This is a genomic window from Silicimonas algicola (genome assembly GCF_003148765.1).
Taxonomy (GTDB): Bacteria; Pseudomonadota; Alphaproteobacteria; order Rhodobacterales; family Rhodobacteraceae; genus Silicimonas; species Silicimonas algicola.
Genome location: NZ_QGGV01000004.1, coordinates 233745 through 251780, shown reverse-complemented (window position 1 = coordinate 251780; position 18036 = coordinate 233745). Strand labels below are relative to the sequence as shown.

24 protein-coding genes and 1 pseudogene are annotated in these 18036 nt (G+C 61.8%); 16 read left to right on the top strand and 9 right to left on the bottom strand.

Going from position 1 to position 18036, the window contains the following annotated elements; all coding sequences use genetic code 11:
* Positions 1–88: 88 nt before the first annotated feature.
* Positions 89–934 (bottom strand): flagellar motor protein MotB, encoded by an 846-nt coding sequence (locus C8D95_RS11160; RefSeq protein ID WP_109759261.1) that lies wholly within the window; start codon positions 932–934, stop codon positions 89–91.
* A 128-nt stretch (positions 935–1062) separates the two neighbouring features.
* Positions 1063–1251 (bottom strand): annotated as a pseudogene (locus C8D95_RS21715) (hypothetical protein); the annotation flags it as partial.
* A 55-nt stretch (positions 1252–1306) separates the two neighbouring features.
* Between C8D95_RS21715 and C8D95_RS11155 the strand changes: the two are divergent.
* Complete coding sequence (locus C8D95_RS11155) at positions 1307–3091, top strand: IlvD/Edd family dehydratase (protein WP_109759260.1); 1785 nt, start codon at positions 1307–1309, stop codon at positions 3089–3091.
* Between the two features lie 59 nt (positions 3092–3150).
* Here C8D95_RS11155 and C8D95_RS11150 read toward each other — a convergent pair whose 3' ends face one another.
* The 3 genes from C8D95_RS11150 to C8D95_RS11140 all read right to left on the bottom strand — a co-directional run bounded on the left by C8D95_RS11150 (position 3151) and on the right by C8D95_RS11140 (position 5600).
* The gene (locus C8D95_RS11150; RefSeq protein WP_109759259.1) at positions 3151–3723 is read right to left on the bottom strand and encodes a peroxidase-related enzyme; all 573 of its coding nucleotides are present in this window, start codon (positions 3721–3723) and stop codon (positions 3151–3153) included.
* Between the two features lie 141 nt (positions 3724–3864).
* Positions 3865–5109 (bottom strand): MFS transporter, encoded by a 1245-nt coding sequence (locus C8D95_RS11145; protein WP_109759258.1) that lies wholly within the window; start codon positions 5107–5109, stop codon positions 3865–3867.
* The gene (locus C8D95_RS11140; RefSeq protein ID WP_109759257.1) at positions 5106–5600 is read right to left on the bottom strand and encodes a hypothetical protein; all 495 of its coding nucleotides are present in this window, start codon (positions 5598–5600) and stop codon (positions 5106–5108) included. The genes C8D95_RS11145 and C8D95_RS11140 overlap by 4 nt, the downstream gene beginning before the upstream one ends.
* Before the next feature lie 280 nt (positions 5601–5880).
* Between C8D95_RS11140 and C8D95_RS11135 the strand changes: the two genes are divergently transcribed.
* Positions 5881–7077, top strand: a complete 1197-nt coding sequence (locus C8D95_RS11135) for a winged helix-turn-helix domain-containing protein (protein ID WP_109759256.1) — start codon at positions 5881–5883, stop codon at positions 7075–7077.
* A gap of 88 nt (positions 7078–7165) precedes the next feature.
* Here C8D95_RS11135 and C8D95_RS11130 read toward each other — a convergent pair whose 3' ends face one another.
* A complete protein-coding gene (locus C8D95_RS11130) occupies positions 7166–7615 on the bottom strand; it encodes a DUF892 family protein (protein ID WP_109759255.1) in 450 nt (149 codons plus the stop codon).
* Positions 7616–8053: 438 nt separating this feature from the next.
* Here C8D95_RS11130 and C8D95_RS11125 point away from each other — a divergent pair, with 438 nt between their 5' ends.
* The 10 genes from C8D95_RS11125 to C8D95_RS21710 all read left to right on the top strand — a co-directional run bounded on the left by C8D95_RS11125 (position 8054) and on the right by C8D95_RS21710 (position 14417).
* Positions 8054–9265 carry a tyrosine-type recombinase/integrase gene (locus tag C8D95_RS11125; protein ID WP_109759254.1) on the top strand — a complete coding sequence of 404 codons (1212 nt, stop codon included), beginning with the start codon at positions 8054–8056 and terminating at the stop codon, positions 9263–9265.
* 41 nt (positions 9266–9306) lie between these two features.
* On the top strand, positions 9307–9720 hold the full coding sequence (locus tag C8D95_RS11120) for a hypothetical protein (RefSeq protein ID WP_126918628.1): 414 nt from the start codon (positions 9307–9309) through the stop codon (positions 9718–9720).
* Positions 9721–9822: 102 nt separating this feature from the next.
* Positions 9823–9999 carry a helix-turn-helix transcriptional regulator gene (locus C8D95_RS11115; protein ID WP_109759252.1) on the top strand — a complete coding sequence of 59 codons (177 nt, stop codon included), beginning with the start codon at positions 9823–9825 and terminating at the stop codon, positions 9997–9999.
* A 103-nt stretch (positions 10000–10102) separates the two neighbouring features.
* A complete protein-coding gene (locus C8D95_RS11110; RefSeq protein WP_109759251.1) occupies positions 10103–10453 on the top strand; it encodes a hypothetical protein in 351 nt (116 codons plus the stop codon).
* Between the two features lie 59 nt (positions 10454–10512).
* Positions 10513–10704 (top strand): hypothetical protein, encoded by a 192-nt coding sequence (locus tag C8D95_RS11105; protein WP_146202992.1) that lies wholly within the window; start codon positions 10513–10515, stop codon positions 10702–10704.
* Positions 10701–11852, top strand: a complete 1152-nt coding sequence (locus C8D95_RS11100) for an AAA family ATPase (protein WP_109759249.1) — start codon at positions 10701–10703, stop codon at positions 11850–11852. Before C8D95_RS11105 ends, C8D95_RS11100 begins: the two co-directional genes overlap by 4 nt.
* Positions 11853–12050: 198 nt before the next feature.
* Positions 12051–12488 (top strand): DUF5681 domain-containing protein, encoded by a 438-nt coding sequence (locus tag C8D95_RS11095; RefSeq protein ID WP_109759248.1) that lies wholly within the window; start codon positions 12051–12053, stop codon positions 12486–12488.
* A complete protein-coding gene (locus C8D95_RS11090) occupies positions 12485–12742 on the top strand; it encodes a hypothetical protein (RefSeq protein ID WP_109759247.1) in 258 nt (85 codons plus the stop codon). The genes C8D95_RS11095 and C8D95_RS11090 overlap by 4 nt, the downstream gene beginning before the upstream one ends.
* Before the next feature lie 213 nt (positions 12743–12955).
* Positions 12956–13723, top strand: coding sequence for a transferrin-binding protein-like solute binding protein (locus C8D95_RS11085; protein ID WP_126918627.1), 768 nt, complete (start codon positions 12956–12958; stop codon positions 13721–13723).
* Positions 13724–14213: 490 nt separating this feature from the next.
* Positions 14214–14417: a hypothetical protein gene (locus C8D95_RS21710; protein ID WP_126918626.1), complete on the top strand. Its 204-nt coding sequence runs from the start codon at positions 14214–14216 to the stop codon at positions 14415–14417.
* 372 nt (positions 14418–14789) lie between these two features.
* Here the strand turns inward: C8D95_RS21710 and C8D95_RS22015 are convergent, their stop codons facing one another.
* Positions 14790–14960: a hypothetical protein gene (locus C8D95_RS22015; protein WP_164721782.1), complete on the bottom strand. Its 171-nt coding sequence runs from the start codon at positions 14958–14960 to the stop codon at positions 14790–14792.
* Positions 14961–15118: 158 nt separating this feature from the next.
* Here C8D95_RS22015 and C8D95_RS11080 point away from each other — a divergent pair, with 158 nt between their 5' ends.
* Entirely contained in the window at positions 15119–15499 is a 381-nt protein-coding gene (locus C8D95_RS11080) for a VOC family protein (RefSeq protein ID WP_109759245.1), read from the top strand.
* 30 nt (positions 15500–15529) lie between these two features.
* Here the strand turns inward: C8D95_RS11080 and C8D95_RS11075 are convergent, their stop codons facing one another.
* Together C8D95_RS11075 and C8D95_RS11070 are read right to left on the bottom strand one after the other, a co-directional pair.
* Positions 15530–15925 (bottom strand): thermonuclease family protein, encoded by a 396-nt coding sequence (locus tag C8D95_RS11075; protein WP_206508385.1) that lies wholly within the window; start codon positions 15923–15925, stop codon positions 15530–15532.
* The gene (locus C8D95_RS11070) at positions 15922–16155 is read right to left on the bottom strand and encodes a transcriptional regulator (protein WP_109759244.1); all 234 of its coding nucleotides are present in this window, start codon (positions 16153–16155) and stop codon (positions 15922–15924) included. The genes C8D95_RS11075 and C8D95_RS11070 overlap by 4 nt, the downstream gene beginning before the upstream one ends.
* Before the next feature lie 93 nt (positions 16156–16248).
* Between C8D95_RS11070 and C8D95_RS11065 the strand changes: the two genes are divergently transcribed.
* From C8D95_RS11065 to C8D95_RS11055, 3 genes are read left to right on the top strand one after another with little or no spacing between them, the layout of a single operon-like run.
* Positions 16249–16857, top strand: coding sequence for a hypothetical protein (locus tag C8D95_RS11065; protein ID WP_109759243.1), 609 nt, complete (start codon positions 16249–16251; stop codon positions 16855–16857).
* A gap of 50 nt (positions 16858–16907) precedes the next feature.
* Positions 16908–17312, top strand: a complete 405-nt coding sequence (locus C8D95_RS11060) for a hypothetical protein (RefSeq protein WP_109759242.1) — start codon at positions 16908–16910, stop codon at positions 17310–17312.
* 37 nt (positions 17313–17349) lie between these two features.
* Positions 17350–17607, top strand: a complete 258-nt coding sequence (locus tag C8D95_RS11055) for a hypothetical protein (protein ID WP_126918625.1) — start codon at positions 17350–17352, stop codon at positions 17605–17607.
* Positions 17608–18036: the final 429 nt, after the last annotated feature.

Below are 18036 nucleotides of genomic sequence, written 5' to 3'. Positions count from 1 at the left end.
TCAGCCTTTCTGCTGCTAGCCCTCCTTCGTCCTAAGGCCCCGCGCTTAGCGGCGGGCTAATGGATAAAGTCCGAAGCGTATTCCGCTGTCAGAGCTTCCGTCGCAGCAGGATGATCTCGATCCGGTTGTTGCGGATCGACAGGAGGTCGGCGCTGACGGGCTTGCGGTCGGCGAACCCCGTGACGCGCTGCATCCTTCCCGGCGGCAGGCCGTCCGCCACCAGAAGCTCGCGCACGGCGTCCGCGCGCGACGACGAGAGCTCCCACACCGGGTTTTCGCGCGCGGCCATCGGAACCGCAGCGGTGTGGCCCTGGACGGCGATGTCGTTCGAGGCGAGGCGGAACACTTCGGTCACGACGGCGGCGACGGCCTCCATCTCGTCCGTGGGCTCGGCGTCGCCCTCGAACAGCGGGGCGCCGGGGATGTCGAAGACTTCGACGATGAGGCCTTCGTCGGTCAGGCGCGCGATGACGTGGCGCTGCAGCAGGTCGCTGACCATGCTTTCGCCCGCGCGACCGGACAGCTTGTCCGCAATGTCCTGAAGGTCGTCGGTCTCTTGCGACGAGGCCGCGCCCTTCTGATCGTCCGACGGTTCGATTCCGTTGTCGCCCTTGGCCGCGTTGGACGCCGACTGGACGGTCACCCCCGCGCCTGTTCCGCTTCGCGCCAGAGTGTCTTGGGAGAAAATACTGTCCCCGCCGAAGGCGCCGTCGCCGCCACCCGACACCCTGTTGATCGGGATCGTCGGATTGAAATAATCCGCGATGCCTTTCCGCTGCTTTTCGTTCGTGGCGCCGAGGAGCCACATCAACAGGAAGAAAGCCATCATGGCGGTGACGAAGTCCGCGTAGGCGACCTTCCATGCTCCGCCGTGATGACCGCCGGCGATCACCTTCTTGCGTTTGATGATAATTGGTGCCGGAGACCCCGACATCACCCACACTCCTCACGTTCACCCACGGATGAGGCTAGGACGCGAGCGTGAAGAAAGCCTTTAGGCCTGCGACCCGCGGATGAGGTCGGCAGCCTTCTCGGCCATCATGATGGCGGGTGCGCTGGTGCTCCCGCTGGGATGCGGACCCGGTGATAGGCGTTGGACCCTCCGGCTTCCGGCAGATGCAGCTTCGTAAGACCCTCGCTCAGGCTGTTCGCCAGCACGCAGCCGGCGCTTCCCACGCCGACGATGATGTAGTCCGCTCCTCCATGGTCCGACAAAAGCGCGACTGCGGGCGTGACACCAGCACCGCTCATTTCACTGGAAAACGGCCCAGCGTTCATCTAGCCAAGGCGCAAAGGGAGAACATCGATGACTGACCGCAAGCTTCGTAGCCGGGCGTGGTTCAACAATCCGGACAACCAGGAAATGACGGCGCTCTATCTCGAGCGCTACCTGAACTACGGCCTGACACGCGAGGAACTGCAATCCGGCAAGCCGATCATCGGCATCGCTCAGACCGGCAGCGACCTGTCGCCCTGCAACCGCCATCACATCGAACTCGCCAAGCGCGTGCGTGACGGCGTCGTGTCCTCCGGCGGAACGGTGATGGAAATTCCGGTCCATCCGATCCAGGAAACCGGCAAGCGCCCCACGGCCTCACTGGACCGCAACCTCGCCTATCTGTCGCTTGTCGAGTCGCTCTACGGTTATCCGATCGACGCCGTCGTGCTGATGATCGGCTGCGACAAGACCACGCCTGCCCTTCTGATGGCTGCCTCCACGGTCAACATCCCCGCCATCGCGCTGTCGGTCGGCCCGATGCTGAACGGCTGGTTCCGGGGAGAGCGCACCGGCTCGGGCACCATCGTGTGGAAGGCGCGCGAACTGCTTGCCGCCGGCGAGATCGACGACGACGGTTTCATGGAGCTTGTCGCCTCTTCCGCCCCCTCCACCGGCTTCTGCAACACCATGGGCACAGCGACGACGATGAACTCGCTTGCCGAGGCGCTGGGCATGCAACTTCCCGGCTCCGCCGCGATCCCGGCGCCGTATCGCGAGCGCGGGCAGATGGCCTACGAGACCGGAAAGCGCATCGTCCAGATGGTTGACGAGGACCTGCGCCCCACCGACATCATGACGCGCGAAGCCTTCGAGAACGCCATCGTCGTCAACTCGGCCATCGGCGGCTCTACCAATGCACCCATCCACCTCAAGGCCATCGCGAGCCACCTGGGCGTGCCCTTGTCGAACGACGACTGGCAGACCCACGGACACAAGGTCCCGCTGATCGTCAATCTCCAGCCCGCGGGCGAATACCTGGGCGAGGACTACCACCGCGCGGGCGGCCTACCCGCGGTCGTGGGCGAGTTGATGGCTGCGAACATGCTGCCGCATCCGGGTGCGAAGACGGTCAACGGTCGCAGCATCGGCGAAAACTGCGGCGAACGCCGCAGCGAGAACCCGGACGTGATCCGAACGGTCGCCGAGCCGCTGAAACGCGACGCGGGCTTCATCAACCTCAAGGGCAATCTCTTCGACAGCGCGATCATGAAGACCAGCGTGATCTCGAAGGAATTCCAGGACCGCTACCTGTCGAACCCGGACGACCCGAACGCCTTCGAGGGACGCGCCGTCGTCTTCGACTCGATCGAGGACTACCACAAGCGCATCGACGACGAGAGCCTCGCCATCGACGAGTACTGCGTCCTCATCATGCGCGGCGCTGGTCCCATCGGATATCCGGGCGGCGCCGAGGTCGTGAACATGCGGCCTCCGGCCTACCTCTTGAGAAAGGGCATCCATTCATTGCCCTGCGTCGGAGACGGTCGCCAATCCGGCACCTCCGGCTCTCCGTCGATCCTCAATGCCTCGCCCGAAGCGGCGGCGGGCGGCGGCCTGGGACTGGTGCAGACCGGCGACCGTGTCCGGATCGACCTGACGAAATGCACGGCCGACATGCTGGTCGACGCGGCCGAGTTGGACAAGCGGCGGGCGGCCCTGCCCGAGCGGCCGTACTCGCCCGAAAGCCAGTCGCCCTGGCAGGAGATCTTCCGCGAGAAGACCGAGCAATTCGCCGAAGGCATGGTCCTGAGGGGCGCGACGGAGTACCGCGACATCGCCCGCAAGATGGGCGTGCCGCGCGACAACCACTGAGCGCGCACGGGGGCCTCGCCTCCGCTGCACGTCTTCGGAGGTGTTGGGAACAGTGAGTATCACCGCGACTGGCGGTGGTACTCCCGGTTCGGCATCATGTCGACGGCGATGGCAAAGCGGTTCGACATGTTGAAAAAGGCGGCGACGTCGGCGAGGTCGAAGATCTCGCCATCCGTCAGGCCGACATCGCGCAGGATCTGGCGGTCGGCCTCCATCACCTCCCAGGGCTCCGTCGTCAGCTTCCAGGCGAAGTCCAGCATCGCGCGCTGTCGCGGCTCCAGAGGTGCCACCCGGTAGTTCATCACCAGCATCTCGCCCAGTTCAGGGTCGCCCGACAGGTCGCGAACCGCCTGGCCGTGGGCAACAAGGCAATAGAAGCAGCGATTGGCCGAAGACACCACGACCGCAACCATCTCCCGCTCGAGCTTCGAGAGACCCGAGGGCGCCAGCATCAGCGTGTTGTAATAGGCTGCGAAGGCGCGCAGCTTCTCCTGATTGCGGGAGAAGGTCTTCAGGACGTTCGGCACCATCCCGAGCTTCTCCTCGCAGACGCGAAAGTACTTCTGCATGTCCTCGTCGAGCGCATCCATAGCGGGAAGATCGAAGATCGACACATGATCGGGCTGGGGCATGGCGGGTCCTTTCAGGCTCTGCGTCGGGCTGAAAGGCAATGTCGCACGGTTCGCCCGATGCGAAAAGGGACGCAGGCGCCCTCTGCCCCCTGGCCGCAAAGGAGCCTGGATGGCGGAGGTGAATCATGACCAGCCCGCGGCCTAGGCCAAAGGTGCGTCCTCCGTCGTCAGTCTGAAGACCAGATAGAGGGCGCAAACCTTCAAGACGCACGGAAGCACCGCATAGGCGAACGTCAGGGCGTAAACGGCCCGGAGCGAATTCTCGCTGCCCGGTTCGTAGCCGGCCCATGCGAGCAGCGGCAGGACCACCGCCGCGGCCAGCGCCAGTCCCAGTTTTCCGGCGAAGGACCAGATCCCGAACGCCGTCGATGCGTTCAGCCCCGCGCGGGTCAAGGCTACCGAGAACATGGCCGGCAGCACGACCATGTCCGCCCCGAGCGCCGCACCTGAGGCGACGCAGATCAGTGCGAAGGTCATGGCGGCACCCGGACCGACGAAGGCCGCCCCGACGAACCCGAGAATGGCCAGCGGCATGGCGATCAAAAGGACGCCTCTCGGGCCGATCCGGTTGCTCAACGACGCCCAGACCGGAACGCTCAGTCCGGCGCTGACGAAGAAGAGTATCAGGAACAGCCCCGCCCATTCGCCAAGCTCCAGGCGCGCGTCCACGAAGAACAGAAACAGGGTCGACGTCACCGCGACCGGCAAGCTGTTGACCAGAGCGATGGCGAGAAGCCGCAGCGCCCCCGCACTGGCCAACCCGCTGACCGATAGCGCCGTGCCGGTGATCGCGGGCCGACGCCACATCGGGAAACTTGCCGCCGCTACGACCACGGCTGTCGCCCCGAGAAGCCAGCCATATCGCCGATAGGACTCGGCCTCGGAACCCGGCAAAAGCGTCGGCATGATTGCAGCCAGGACGACACCGGCCAACATGCCCGCCTCGCGCCAGGCCGCAAGTCGCATCAACTCTCGCGGATCCGACCTTGCGGCCAGGGTCGCGCTGCGCCCGTACAGCAGGATCATGCCCACGCTGTAGGCCGAGAAAAGCAGGATCAGGCTGGCCAGAAGGTGCCAGACCGCCCAAGGTCCCGGCTCGAGCGAGAAGAGGATCGGAAAGCCGACCGCCAATCCACCGGCGGCCAGGAGGGCGAAGACCAGTTGCGCGCCTGGCCAGCGGTCAATGGACCAGCCGATCAAAGGGTCCTGGACCAGATCGACTATTCGGATCGCAAGCAGAAGCGAGCCGATCGTCCCGAGGCCGATACCAAGTTCAGTCGACGCGAAAAGCGGCAGGTGGATGTATAGGGGTAACCCGGACGCCGCCAGCATCAGCGCGTAAAGACTGACGCGCGGATAGATCGTGCGGCGCGAAGCTGCGCTCATTCTCCCCGGAGGACCCTCGTGAAGGCGCGCGATCGCGTGTTGTCCCCGAGAAAGATCGACATGAACCGATACGTGATCTGCGGATAAGACAACGTGCAGGTCTGTTCTCCGTTTCGCCAGAAGCGGATGCTGCTGGGCCCGTCGGTTACGGCAACATAGGTGTCTCCCTGCGAGACACCGAGAAAGCAGTCTTCGATCCTCTCACGGACAGGCAAGGCGCCTCCCAGCCGCTCCATCTCCTGCATGGTGGCATCGACAAGATTGTCCTGCGACAGGTTGCGCAGATAGCGCAGCCTCAGCCCGAAATCCTCGTTCCAATCGAAGGGGCCGCCCCCCATGGTATAAAGTTGCGCCTCGTAAATCGGCAGTCCCCAGTAACGGAACACCGCCTCGCTCCGAAGCTCGGCGCCGGGCAGCGCGGCCTCGAGAGCCCACAGCCTGCCGGGAAGGACGATGGTAAGCAGCAAGCAGGAAATCCGCCATCTTTGCATGTTGCCCTCCTACGGCCCGAACCACGTCGCCCCACGGACGCGGTCGCCAAGTTGCGTCCGGCGACGCCGCCCGGCCTTTCCTTTAGCAAAAAGATCAAGCGACGACCGACGTCAGCTAGCTCTACGCACCGGGTCGCAGTCTGGATTGAACTTTCCACGGGTTGGCATCTTGGCTGGAGTGCCGCGGTCGGTCGGAGCGATGGCCGTCGGCTCACCTCGGCTTGGCAATGCAACACCGGGGCATTGAAAGATCAGCGCCGCCCCGGTGATATGACGCAGGATGACACGCCCAATCCTCGACAATCAGCGCGCTCGACGCCTCTTCCTCGACCGGCACCTGCTGCTGCGCCCTGGATCGGGCGCCGGTCAGGGCGCTGACCTTGAAGATGTGTTGCATGACCTGGGCTTTGTGCAGGTCGACAGCGTCAATACCCTCGCGCGCGCCCACGACCTGATCCTGTGGTCGCGGCGCGGCAGGTATCGACCGAAGTCGCTCGAACACCTCGTGTCGCGCCGACGTACCGCATTCGAACACTGGACGCACGACGCCGCCGTGATCCCCATGCAGTTCTATCCGATGTGGCGTTTGAAATTCGCCCGCGACGAAGCCCGGGTGCGCGCGCGCTGGCCGGAATGGCGTCGGGATGGCTGGGAAGGAGAGCTCGAGGCGGTATACCGCCACATCGCAGACCACGGCCCGGCCTGCTCGCTCGACGTCGGCGGTGATGAGAAAAGGTCGTCGTCCGGATGGTGGGACTGGCATCCGTCAAAGACCGCCCTCGAGTTTCTGTGGAGGTCCGGTCAACTGGCGATTTGCCGTCGTCAGGGGTTTCGCAAGTTCTATGATCTGACCGAGCGCGTGATCCCTCCAGAGCATCTGGTCACCCGCAAGGATGCCTCCGAGGTCATCGATTGGGCCATGACGGCGGCGCTCGAACGGCTCGGGTTCGGCACCAGCGGAGAGCTGGCCGCCTTCTTCGACATTGTCACGCGCGACGAAGCGAAGGTCTGGTGTGCCGAAGCGCTTGCTGCGGGCCGAATTCTCGAGGCGGACATCGAGATGGCAGATGGGTCCCGACGCCGCAGCTTCACGACCGAAGCCATCCTCGACCATGCCTCGACGCTGCCCGAACCATCATCGCGCGTGCGTCTTCTCTCACCCTTCGATCCATTGCTTCGGGATCGGGCTCGCGCAGAGCGCCTGTTCGGCTTTTACTACCGGATCGAGATCTTCATCCCCGAAGCCAAGCGGCGATACGGATATTACGTATTTCCCGTCTTGCAGGGCGACCGGATCATCGGACGGCTTGACGCCAAGCGCCTCGACGGCACGCTTGGCGTCCGCGCCTTCTGGCCAGAACCCGGCGTTCGCACGGGCAAGGATCGGGGCGTTGGCCTCGAGACCGAACTCAACCGGCTCAAGGCGCTGGCGGGGGTGGAGACGGTCGAACTCTCAAGCGGATGGCTGCGCGTCTGAAGGGTCGCGCAGGCCATCCCTCTTGCTGGGGCCAGGTGCGGTGCTTCCGGCAGAACCGGCTCATCGCCCCCGACATCCCATAGATCGGTCAGAGAGAGTCCGCAGTGCGCTCCATCCACTCCCGATGACGGCGCTCATCTGCAAGAGCCCGTTCGAAGAAGGCCCGCGACTTCTCGATTGCATCCTGGTGACTGGCTGCCCGTTCATAGGCGGCCACGGTATCGTCCTCGTTCGTCTTCATCGCCTTGAGGACCGCCGCATCGCCCATGAGGCCGGCCATCGCCACCTTCCCTGTCGTCAGCATCTGCTTCATGTCGCCTTCCGCCGGTGCTTCCGCGCCGGTTTCGGCAGCTATTTCCTGCAGCACGGACAGGTGCTGAAGGTGGTCCTCGCGGAACGCCTCGACCTGAGTGCTCAGCGCCTCGTGCGACAACCTTTCGATCGTGCTTTCATAGGCAGCGATTGCGTCGCGCTCCAGATAGATGAGGTTCGTGACGAGGTCCTGGATCGTGCTTTCAGTTCCTACGGTGGTTGCCATGTCGAGGGTCCTTTCGTTTCCAGTTCCGCTGTTGAAGTGCCGTGCGGCTGCGGCCGTTGTCAGACCCTAGAACAACCCCGCATCTCTCATGTTCCCCAGACGCGGGCTCTTTGCGCGGGCCAAGGACATAGAGCCGCCCTACGCCGAGATGCGTTTTCAGCGCACCTCACGCCGAGACATCGGACCAATTGTAACGGGAGTTCGCCGCTGCGAACGGTCAGGTGGAGTGAAGCCCAAAAGCGTCCAGGCCTATGGTCTCAAACCCACCTCTGAAATGAAGTGGTGCCGCTGAAGGGCAATGAAGCTATGCCCCATCTTGTGCAGGACTGTTCAACCTGATGGCCGCAATCCCTTCTTTCCAATGCTTTAGCCGTACATTTCTGTTCCATTCTGTTCAGTGATACCCTATATCTATGGGTGGATAGGCAGGGGGATGAGATGCGAGCCCTTCACAAGCTCAGCGCGGTCAAGGCCAGAACGGCTCCGCCAGGGAAGTACTCTGACGGCGGCGGGCTGTGGCTTCACAAGCGAAGCGACGGCGGCGCACAGTGGGTGCTGCGGGTCACCGTTCACGGCAACCGGCGCGAGATGGGCCTTGGACGGGCGAAGCTCGATGACAGCCGAAGCTCGGATGGTCTCACTCTCAAGGAAGCTCGCGAGGCAGCCGACAAGTGGCGTTCAGTCGCGCGGTCGGACAAGGACCCCATCAAAGAGCGGGAGCGGGAGCGCAGAGAGGCAGCGCGCGAGCGTCACACGCTGAACGTGGTCGCTGACGAAGCCTTCGAGGCGCGGAAGGCAGAACTCAAAGGAGACGGCAAGGCGGGCCGGTGGTTCACGCCGCTGGAGCTTCACGTCCTTCCCCGTCTCGGCAAGACGCCCATCGAAGACATCGACCAGAACGATATCAAGCTCACTCTCGCCCCCATCTGGCATGAAAAGGCCGATACAGCCCGAAAGGCCATGAACCGGCTGGGCATCGTCATGCGTCACGCTGCGGCAATGGGGCTTGATGTGGACCTGCAGGCGACTGAGAAGGCCAAGGCGCTGTTAGGCAAGTCGCGACATGTTGCGAAAAACGTGCCTGCCCTTCCTTGGCAAGAGGTGCCCAACTTCTACAAGAGCTTGTCTGAAGCCACCCTCACGCAGTTGGCCTTGAAGCTTCTGATCCTCACCGGCCTGCGCTCAATGCCGATCCGGCACGCGCGCCTCGATCAGATTGACGGCGAAGTGTGGACGGTCCCCGCCGAGTACATGAAGGGGCTGAAGGGGAAGGCGCAGGACTTTCGTGTACCGCTGTCCAAGGAGGCTTTGGCGGTCATGGAGCAGGCCAGGCCTTTCGCGCGGGATGGCTGGCTGTTCCCCAACGTCCGCAAAGGTGTCCTGTCTGACGCCACGATGAGCCGATACATGGAGCGGCTGGAGATGGACGCCCGGCCTCACGGCTTCCGGTCGAGTTTCCGAACGTGGTGTGCTGAGGCGACCGACGTTCCAAGAGAAGTTGCAGAGGCCGCCTTGGCCCACGCGACAGGATCAGCGGTTGAGCGCGCCTATCGTCGGACAGACTTCCTGGAACAGCGGCGCGCGCTAATGGAGCGCTGGGCCGATCACGTCACAGGCGGGTCGGGCAAGGTCGTGAGGATGGTCGGATGAGGCCTAGATTTCCAACCTGCCAAGAGGTGGAAGCGTTCTTGGTGAGTGAGTTCAAGGACCATCCCGCCGAGGACGTCTTGAACGCCTTTTCGTGGGCGTTCTTCGATGGGAACTACGAGCCAACTGACTCCAAAAAGGTCTGGGCGCGAAAACTCATGGCTGATCAGAAGGACAGTGGAGAGAGCGAAGATATCCTCTTGGCGCGGGTTTGGCATACTTGCTTCCCAAAAACCGGCGGCCGCGATCCCGCCGACTATTTCTTGGCCGATTGGGTCAGAATGGGCTTTGAGGAATTGAGTGTCCCAGTCACCTACGCCCTGTCGGGTCTTGAGCCAGGTCAGCCTTCAACGAAATTCGGAAAGGTGGTTCAGGCTGCATTTGCCTATCGCCGCGTCGCGGCCGACTGGAGAAGACCCACCGAACGCGCGGCGAAACCCGGTGAAATCGAACTCTGACCGAGTTGGCATTTAGACCCGAGATTTTCCCGGGCGTACATTCGAACCCATCGGGACATCTGATGCCGCTCCCGTCCCGACAGCGGCGACGATAGGTTCGAAATGAAGTATCTCAGCTTTCCTGAACTGCGTGCCAAACTCGGCGGGCGTGGTCGCACGACCGTATATTTGGACGTCGCGGCTGGACGACTCCCTGCACCCATCAAGCTCGGCGGACGCCTCTACTGGATTGAAAGCGAAGTCGATGACGCGCTTTCGCTTCACCGTGAAGCGGCCTGAAAAAAACAACCCCCACCAATCCAAAAGACCGGCAGGGGCGTTGTTCTTTTCTCAGCAAGACAAGAATACCGCACCACAGCCGGTCCCGCAACAAGGACCGACAATGAACGAGCAGAAATCATCCCCCGCGAACGCCCAGCGCATCTGGCGTGTGGCTGACCTTCCCAAGGAGCGTTCGCCCGCGACCTATGTTGTTTGCAACGAAGGCCAGGAGCCCTCGCGCGTGACGTTACAGAAGCGCCTGAGGCAGGTTCTCGACCTTCTCCGGGCGGGACCAGTCTACTGCGCCTCTCCTGTCCGACTTTCAGACATCGTTCACATCCTGAAGCGCGACCAAGCCATCAAGGTCGAGACCACGATGTACCCCGGCGACCCTGACACGGGCGCAAGCAGCTATGGCGTCTACTCGCTTCTCAGCACGGTCGATCCCGAGCCGCTGGAGGTCGCAGCATGAATATGCACGTGAGCCCTCCCACGCGTCAGGCTTTCAGCAGGCACATCAAGCCTACTCACATGCGGACCGCTCGCATGGTCGGCTACAGCCTCACCACGCTGGACGAGCAAGCCATGTGGGAACTGGCCGCAGTCCTGCGTGTCAGGCTTGCTGATGCCGAGCGTCGCTTCCTGGCGGCAAGCACCTTCCTTGCTCTCGACAGGGAGGGTCAGGACGCCGTGCTGGACTTCGCGGAAGGCAGGTGTCCATGACCGAAGCTCTCTCTTCAGAGGCCTTTCGCCAGGTGGCCGAAGAGTATCGGCAGAGCCGTGACCGCGACTTCATCCGCTCAATCCCAATTCTTCAGGGGCGGGCCGCTTCTCTCCACGCGGCCATCAAGTCGGCACATCTGATCCAGCCTCACATCGACAGCCGGTATCTCGTGAAGGGCTGGCTCGACAGGGGCAGTTGCTCAGTGGTCTATGGCGAAAGCAACGTGGGCAAGACGTTCTTCGCCCTCGACCTCGCCTTGCACATCGCAGCCGGTGAAGACTGGCACGGGCACAGGGTCTCGCAGGCTGCTGTCCTCTACATCGCTGCAGAAGGCGGGCGAGGCCTTTCCAATCGTATCGAGGCCCTGCGCATCGACCGTGACGACCTTTTGGAACGGGCGGACCTGAGCATCCTGTCCATGACCATCGACATGTTCGGAAACGGGGACGGGAAGGCGCTTACCGACGCTGCTGATGCCCTTCCTGCTGTTCCCGGCCTGGTCATCGTCGACACGCTCTCGAGGGTCATGGGGAGCGGCGACGAGAACGTTGCCAGGGACATGGGCCAGGTCATCCGCAATATCGACTTCATGCGCTCTCGTCTCGGGTGTCACGTCATGCTGATCCACCACAGCGGCAAGGACAGCAGCAAGGGCGCCAGGGGTAGCAGTTCGCTTCGAGCGGCGGTGGACACCGAGATTGAACTGACCCGCACGGAAGGCGTGGTCGTGGCTGAAACACGGAAGCAGCGGGACATGCAGAGCGGTCGGACATTCGCCTACACCCTGACCGACGTGGCCATAGGAACCGACAGCGACGGGGAAGAGGTCACATCAGCGGTTGTCACCCCGTCCTCCATGCCTCAGGCCACGAAGCCCATGTCGCAGAACGAGCGCATCTTGTGGGAGGCCCTGCAGGAGTTCGTGGCGGATCACGGTCGTCCGAATCCCGCGGGAACCGGATGGCCCGAGCCCGGACGTTTCCGGGTTGTTGAAGCCGAGGCTTTCCGAGCGTTTGCAACGGGACGGTACGCAGACAGCAACCCGAGACAGAGCTTCAGACGGGCACTCAACTCGCTTCAGAAGGGCAACCGAATTGGGGTGAACGACGCTCATATCTGGCCAATTGGAGAGGTGGAACATGCGTAACATCGGCGGAACATTCTCCATGTTCCATTCCCGGTGCACGCCGGGTGGTGAGGGTGGAACAAACGGAACACACCCCTATAGGGGTGTTCCGGTGTTCCGCCCCCTCCTGAAGCACTCCCTCACGACTCCTGCGAACCCTGCGGCGCGCTCTTGGCAGACTGACGGCTGTCTAGTCTCCTATCTTCACGAGGCAGGGCAATGACCCGTAAGAACGGACAATCTACGGGACGAAACCCGGACGGGACGTTCTCGCGCGGCAACTCGGGACGCCCAAAGGGATCGAGGCACAAGACGACGCTCGCAGTGGAAGCTCTTCTGGATGGTCAGGCCGAAGCGTTGACACAAAAGGCGGTCGACCTAGCACTGGAAGGCGACGCCACCGCGTTGCGACTCTGCCTCGAACGAATTACGCCTCCCCGGCGTCATGCACTCGTAGCTTTCGCCCTTCCAGCGATGACCACGGCACAGGACGCGGCCAAGGCGGCTGCGGCGGTGCTGGCATCGGTGGCTGATGGCGACCTCACCCCGGCAGAGGGCGCGCATGTCATGGCACTGGTCGAGACCTACCGTCGCACCTTGGAAACCACGGAACTGGAAGCGCGGATGAGCGCACTAGAAGGAAGCATGATGAAATGACTATCAAGACCCGCCTCAACGCGATGGAGCGGGCCTCAGGAGGCACCGAACCGTTGATCGTGTTCTTTACCACCATCTACGAGAATGAGGACGGAAGCGACGGGCCCACCTCCACACGTGCAACCATCGTGACCGGACCCGCCAGGGGTGTTTTCATGGGGCGAGCCGACGATGAGAGCGAAGACCAGTTCAGAATTCGCGTCAGTGCTGTCGCCGACGGCACTATACCCCGCCCTTCCAGCATTATTGCCTAGATGCTGTCGAATTGCAGGCTCGCCCAGCCATTGGTTGACAGATTCGGCACATTCGAAGACTGTGGAGTCATTCTGAATACATAGGGAAAAAACGGAGGACTTATGAGGAATTATTTATTGCTGGTGTGCTGTGGTTTGCTTACAGCAGCTTGCGGAGGAGGCTCGGGCGTGGGCAGCCCGGGCGGAACTATACCCTTCACGTCTTGGGATAACGTGCCCGAGAACGGTACCGTCCGCCTTCAGGGTGCTGCTAAATCAGCAGCTTACTCCTACGACTTGATTACGGACAATGTGGATGTTGGCCCCATTGTTTCGGATGACAATGCGTACTTGGATATTACCTTCAAGAATGGAGAAGCAACGCGGGTTGTAATCGGTAATACCGGCGCGCCTATTGACGTTAATGAAGCGGACGGAGCCGTATACCAAGACTTTGGAATAGTAATTGCTGGACAGACTGCTGACGGGGAGGACACCCTTGTCGCAGCCGATGAACTGGACCTAGGCTACCAATATCAAAACTTTGGGGTTTGGGTGATTGGCTACAATACTGGCGCCGGCACAGTTGGCACCGGGTCGTTTGGTCTTTCAACTGCCGCAGCCGACCTTCCTACGAGTAGCATTCCCGCTACCTACATCGGCTATTCAGCAGGTTTGGTAACTGACGGCACAGGTTATTTTGGGACTACTGCAGATGCCCAGATTGTCGCGGACTTCGCAGCTTCTGGAGTCACAGTTAGCACATCGAATACCCGGCTTGTCGATATTGATACACTACTCGATGCCGGTCCTGCCGGCGAATTGGACTACAGCGGAACTGGAACCATCTCTGAAAGCACCTTTGATGCGAGCATGATCAGCGCTCTCACAACTGGAACCGCAGAGGGGCAATTCTACGGACCGAACGCAGAGGAGGTCGGGGGCACGTTCACCTCAAGCGGAAACGGAATTATTCACGTCGGATCGTTCGGCGCGAACTAGTATGTTTTCTCAGGCGGCCGTCATCTAGGCGGCCGCTTTTTCGTGTGCGTCGAATCTCTTGCCATTCGCGCTATGGGTGGCCTGCCCCTTGAAAAGTGGTCCTGCCTGATATGGGCTTTCGAGCCGGACAGGACGAAGGAATGTTCCCTGACAGTCGCGCGGCTCTCTAAAGAGCCTTGGCGCTTAATCCTCGCTTTCACTCCTTCGGCGCCCTTCGGTCGGCACTGTAAGCCTCCACACCGCAGCTCTTGCAACGCTAACGCGAAAAGCCTGACCAAGGTCTGGAACGGTCCAGCTTCCATCGGCTCGGCGCTCGGGCATTTCTTCTCTTGCGTCGAAGGAGTGGCCAGACCATCAAGAACAGAAGAAGAACAAGCACCGTTGCCTGCAGCCAGGTCGTATCTCCGGCGAGGCTGGGTGCCTGTTCGAACTTCATGCACCAACTCATGCCGAGCGCAGTGCTTGGCTGTCAAACCGAGAAAGCAGGCTCATGCCCGACCGCAGAGGACGCAAAGGCTCTATTAGAGACCACATCCCCGCAGAGGGTCGCCGTGAGTGGGCGCTGGGCATCTGGCGTGACCGCGAAGAGCTCGGGTCGACGTTCGAAGGGATGGGCTTGTTGAGAGAGGCGGGGAGGATACTCGAACTGCCAGAAGAGACTGTGGACGGGGCAATCAATCCTCCGAGAAAGTGAACGCAGAGCACCGAACCGAAGCCGAGGGTTTTTCGTGGAGGGGGTGCCGGATGACATTCACGACGGAGCTAACGCGCGCGGTGCCGTCCGGCGATGAGGGGGGTCAAGGCCCTCACAGCGCACTTAGTGCCGTCTACGAAACTGTCCCCCAGGTAGGCGGGAAGCCACTCAATCGCTTCTTAAATCCATCATGGAGGGAGGTTCGTCCGGGCGACTCGAAAACCATACCGGTTGTACCGTGAAACTCGAGCCGCCCGGCCAGACAGGGATGTCTTGACTTTCGAATTAGACTGCTCGGTCAGGGATACAAATTGGCGGGCGGAAACGAGCCGAAAAACGTTCTGGTAAGAAGCAAGAATCCGCGCTCGTGGTTCAGAGGTCACCCACGATGTAGGCAACGGCAAAGCCGATGGTGATGACCACCAGGACAGCGGAGAAGCGATTTGTACCCGGCTCCCGAAATGGCGGGTCGTCCGCTTCTGCCTTGTTCTCTTGCCTGGGCGCTTCCGGGTAGTCGAGGGGCGAGTGAAATGGGTCCTTCAAGGTCTCGTTCCTTCTGCCTTGCTGAAGCCTGAATACCCCGGGAGGCGGCGGGGCACCACCTTTCACAGGATCGTTCTACAGCGCAAATGGCCAAAGACTGGACCAATACACTGCAGCGCCTATCCTAAGAGGCATGGTCTCTGCCGAGGGAGCAAACCATGCCGAGAACCCGACTGTTAAAGGGTATCAACGTCGTGTCGATATCGGTGCCTGATCTTGACGCGGCCAGGGAGTTCTATTCCGAGGTCCTTGGACTAGGCGAGCCGCTGTACGACCTACCGGACGCAGGCTGGATTGAGTTCGGCCTCGCGAGCGGGCAGGGCAACATATCGGTCACGGCGGCTGAGCCTGGGTGGCGGCCCATAACAGGCGTTACAGTGGTTTTCGACGTCGAAGATTGCCACGATGCCGTTCAGGCACTGCGCAGCCGAAATGTCGAGTGCGACGACCCTAAAGTGTTTCCCGGATATGTGACCTTCGCCAACTTCTATGACCCTTTCGGAAACCGCCTGCAGATGTGCAGCCCAGCGCCTGATTAGTGGCTTGCACTCGATTGGGCATTCGCGAGTCTAGTTGCACCAGAACTCCCGTCCGTCCGGCCAGCGCCTCGCCAGACCTTCAGCCATGAGAATGGCACCTACATCCCGGCCATCGACGTGAACGATAGCCAGGGTGCGCCCATAGCGGTCTTTGCCCGTTCTGCGCATCGAGACGTTGCCCTGATTAAGCAATTGCATGAGCCGATCCGCCGCCGTTCGGCCGAGCTCGACCTCCCGCTGTCCTCCGCAAATGTTGGTCGTGGTCTCGGGGGTGTCGTAGCCCTGAACGCGTATTTTCTCGCCATTGAGCCAGAAGGTATCTCCATCCACCACGCAGGTTACGCTCGGACCTGAGCCACACAGGCCGATTGCGTGGGCCGAATTGGCCAGAAGGAAGAGAGTAGCTGCCAGCAAGAAGGATTTCATTCCTCAGCACCTTTCAGCGCAACGCCGGGGCCTACAGCAACTTGGCCGCCTTCAAGAAACTGGACGCCCTTCGCTTCGAGGTAGAGGCGGACATGTTGGGCTGTCGATGCTTTGCTTAGTCCCTGATCGATTTTATTCAGCGTGTTGCGGTGCAGGCCCGTGCCCTCGGCCACATCCGGATTGCTAAGACCCAACGCCGCCTTGGCCATCTTGAACTGCTCAGGTGTCATGCTTCGCCTTTTGTGCTATCAGCATTTTTATAGGGTTGACAGCATATGCTGTTGGACCCATATTGATGCTAACAGCACAGGGGAGCCAATGCAATGACCATCACCACCCAAGACCGCAGCGACTTAATGCAACTGGCTTGGAAGATTGTGCGGGGCAGCACCTACCAGGTTCGTTGGGAAGGTCTCCGGTCAGTTCTGGCCGATGCTCTCCGTCGCGCTTGGTCCACCATCAAAGCCAGGGTTGCCTACCGTGCCCGCATCATGGCCGAGGCGCATCGCCCGTCCGAGGAAATCCGGTCCGAGCTTCGCAACTTCGAGAACTGCGACCGCCTGACTGCCGCCGACCATCAGCGCATGGATGCCCTCAGGGAGGCACTGCACTCCGCTCAGGAGCGCGAGGCCGTCGAGGCTATGGAAGCCAAGCGCGACCTCATCACGGCCGCCGCTGGCCGCTTCTGCAACGTCACCTTCACCAAGAAGGACGGCACCGAGCGCTCCATGCTCGTACAGCCCGCCTCGCTGCCCCTTCACGTCAAGGGAGAGGAGGCCACGGAAACCGGTCGCAGGGCCGCTCAGACGCGCAAGGAGCGTCATCCCCACCTGTTCCCGGTCTGGGATGCCGAGAAGCGCGCCATCCGCTCTGTGAACCTCGCCACGGTCACGCGCATCGCGACCGGCGGGACCGTCCACACCTACGCCTGACCCAAAACCGAGCGCTGCTCTTGCAGCCTCATTCTGAGAGGAGAGACAAGATGAACACCCCCAGCCCCGTCACCGATTGGGAGAACCGCAGCGTCAAGGGAGACGCCTTGGCAGCCCCTGCCGTCTTCGCGGGTCACGCTGAGAAGGTGAAGGAACTGAGAGCCAGAAACGAGGCATGGTGGGCGAGCCTGCCCACTGAACCCACGGACGCCCTGAAAGCCATCAAGGACACGCTGCACCCCGACTACGACGAGTATCCTGCAGGCTTCGAGACCCTGCTTCATCTCTCGGAACTGATGACCCTCGCCACGGCAGCCTACGATGCCGACAAGGGCAGCCGCACTCATGACGCGCTGCGGTGGGCTTCCGAGCACCTGGCGTCCTCCGCGCGGCAGACCGCCGCCGAACTCCGAAAGATGTCGGACGTGGCGTCCAAGTCTCTTGGGCAGGTCTAACGCACTCAACAAGCATGGAGTACCCAGAATGACCAACTTGAGTGACCGCACCTTCCGCAACCCTTCCTTCATCCCTCTCGGCAGCAAAGATGCCGGTAGCGTCAGGGACCATCTCTATGAGGTGGAGGCCCTGCTGCGCACCGCCCTCTGCGCGTTCCAGAACGACACCACCGGCGCTCCGATGTCCGCCCGGGGCATCGACAGCACCCTGGAAGTCGCCCTGCACCTTCTCGGCGACCTCGGGCCCGAAATCGAGGATCTGCAACTCAAGGCAAGCGCGACCGAAGCCCACTGACCCATCGGGAAGAAATTGACCCTGCTCGACGCACGAGACTACTATGCGAAACGGTCTGGTCGGACTGCTCTAGGGGAGCGTCCGGCCACTTCCTTTCGACCGGACCTCTGTTGCAAAGTTGCTTCTTCAGGGCGGCTCGGAGTTGCTATTGACCCTGCAGAGGTTGCCCCACCGCAGAGACGGGGGCCATCAAGTGGAGGAAGTGAGGCTGCGAAGCCGAGGGCACTTTCGAAAGGGCGTCCCCTGTCCATGGCTCTTCGTGTTCCCCAATTGAGGCGCGGACTAAGTCCGCAGCAGAAAGCCATTCTTGAGGTTCTGTCAGGGTATCCACGGCAACCTGAAGTGGACGAAGAAGGCTGCGCCTTTTACGGACATCTGGCGCGAACCGGGGACATTCTCGACGCGTTCTGCGATGAGCGGACGCCATCT

Bases quoted from the DNA above. Each gene is read 5' to 3' on its own strand.
- C8D95_RS11080 (WP_109759245.1), top strand. From the start codon at position 15,119: ATGCCGAGAACCCGACTGTTAAAGGGTATCAACGTCGTGTCGATATCG.
- C8D95_RS11110 (WP_109759251.1), top strand. From the start codon at position 10,103: ATGAACGAGCAGAAATCATCCCCCGCGAACGCCCAGCGCATCTGGCGT.
- C8D95_RS11100 (WP_109759249.1), top strand. From the start codon at position 10,701: ATGACCGAAGCTCTCTCTTCAGAGGCCTTTCGCCAGGTGGCCGAAGAG.
- C8D95_RS11140 (WP_109759257.1), bottom strand. From the start codon at position 5,600: ATGCAAAGATGGCGGATTTCCTGCTTGCTGCTTACCATCGTCCTTCCC.
- C8D95_RS11130 (WP_109759255.1), bottom strand. From the start codon at position 7,615: ATGGCAACCACCGTAGGAACTGAAAGCACGATCCAGGACCTCGTCACG.
- C8D95_RS11125 (WP_109759254.1), top strand. From the start codon at position 8,054: ATGCGAGCCCTTCACAAGCTCAGCGCGGTCAAGGCCAGAACGGCTCCG.
- C8D95_RS11150 (WP_109759259.1), bottom strand. From the start codon at position 3,723: ATGCCCCAGCCCGATCATGTGTCGATCTTCGATCTTCCCGCTATGGAT.
- C8D95_RS11065 (WP_109759243.1), top strand. From the start codon at position 16,249: ATGACCATCACCACCCAAGACCGCAGCGACTTAATGCAACTGGCTTGG.
- C8D95_RS11060 (WP_109759242.1), top strand. From the start codon at position 16,908: ATGAACACCCCCAGCCCCGTCACCGATTGGGAGAACCGCAGCGTCAAG.
- C8D95_RS11155 (WP_109759260.1), top strand. From the start codon at position 1,307: ATGACTGACCGCAAGCTTCGTAGCCGGGCGTGGTTCAACAATCCGGAC.
- C8D95_RS11135 (WP_109759256.1), top strand. From the start codon at position 5,881: ATGACACGCCCAATCCTCGACAATCAGCGCGCTCGACGCCTCTTCCTC.
- C8D95_RS21710 (WP_126918626.1), top strand. From the start codon at position 14,214: ATGCCCGACCGCAGAGGACGCAAAGGCTCTATTAGAGACCACATCCCC.
- C8D95_RS11145 (WP_109759258.1), bottom strand. From the start codon at position 5,109: ATGAGCGCAGCTTCGCGCCGCACGATCTATCCGCGCGTCAGTCTTTAC.
- C8D95_RS11070 (WP_109759244.1), bottom strand. From the start codon at position 16,155: ATGACACCTGAGCAGTTCAAGATGGCCAAGGCGGCGTTGGGTCTTAGC.
- C8D95_RS11115 (WP_109759252.1), top strand. From the start codon at position 9,823: ATGAAGTATCTCAGCTTTCCTGAACTGCGTGCCAAACTCGGCGGGCGT.
- C8D95_RS11090 (WP_109759247.1), top strand. From the start codon at position 12,485: ATGACTATCAAGACCCGCCTCAACGCGATGGAGCGGGCCTCAGGAGGC.
- C8D95_RS11075 (WP_206508385.1), bottom strand. From the start codon at position 15,925: ATGAAATCCTTCTTGCTGGCAGCTACTCTCTTCCTTCTGGCCAATTCG.
- C8D95_RS11095 (WP_109759248.1), top strand. From the start codon at position 12,051: ATGACCCGTAAGAACGGACAATCTACGGGACGAAACCCGGACGGGACG.
- C8D95_RS11160 (WP_109759261.1), bottom strand. From the start codon at position 934: ATGTCGGGGTCTCCGGCACCAATTATCATCAAACGCAAGAAGGTGATC.
- C8D95_RS11105 (WP_146202992.1), top strand. From the start codon at position 10,513: ATGCGGACCGCTCGCATGGTCGGCTACAGCCTCACCACGCTGGACGAG.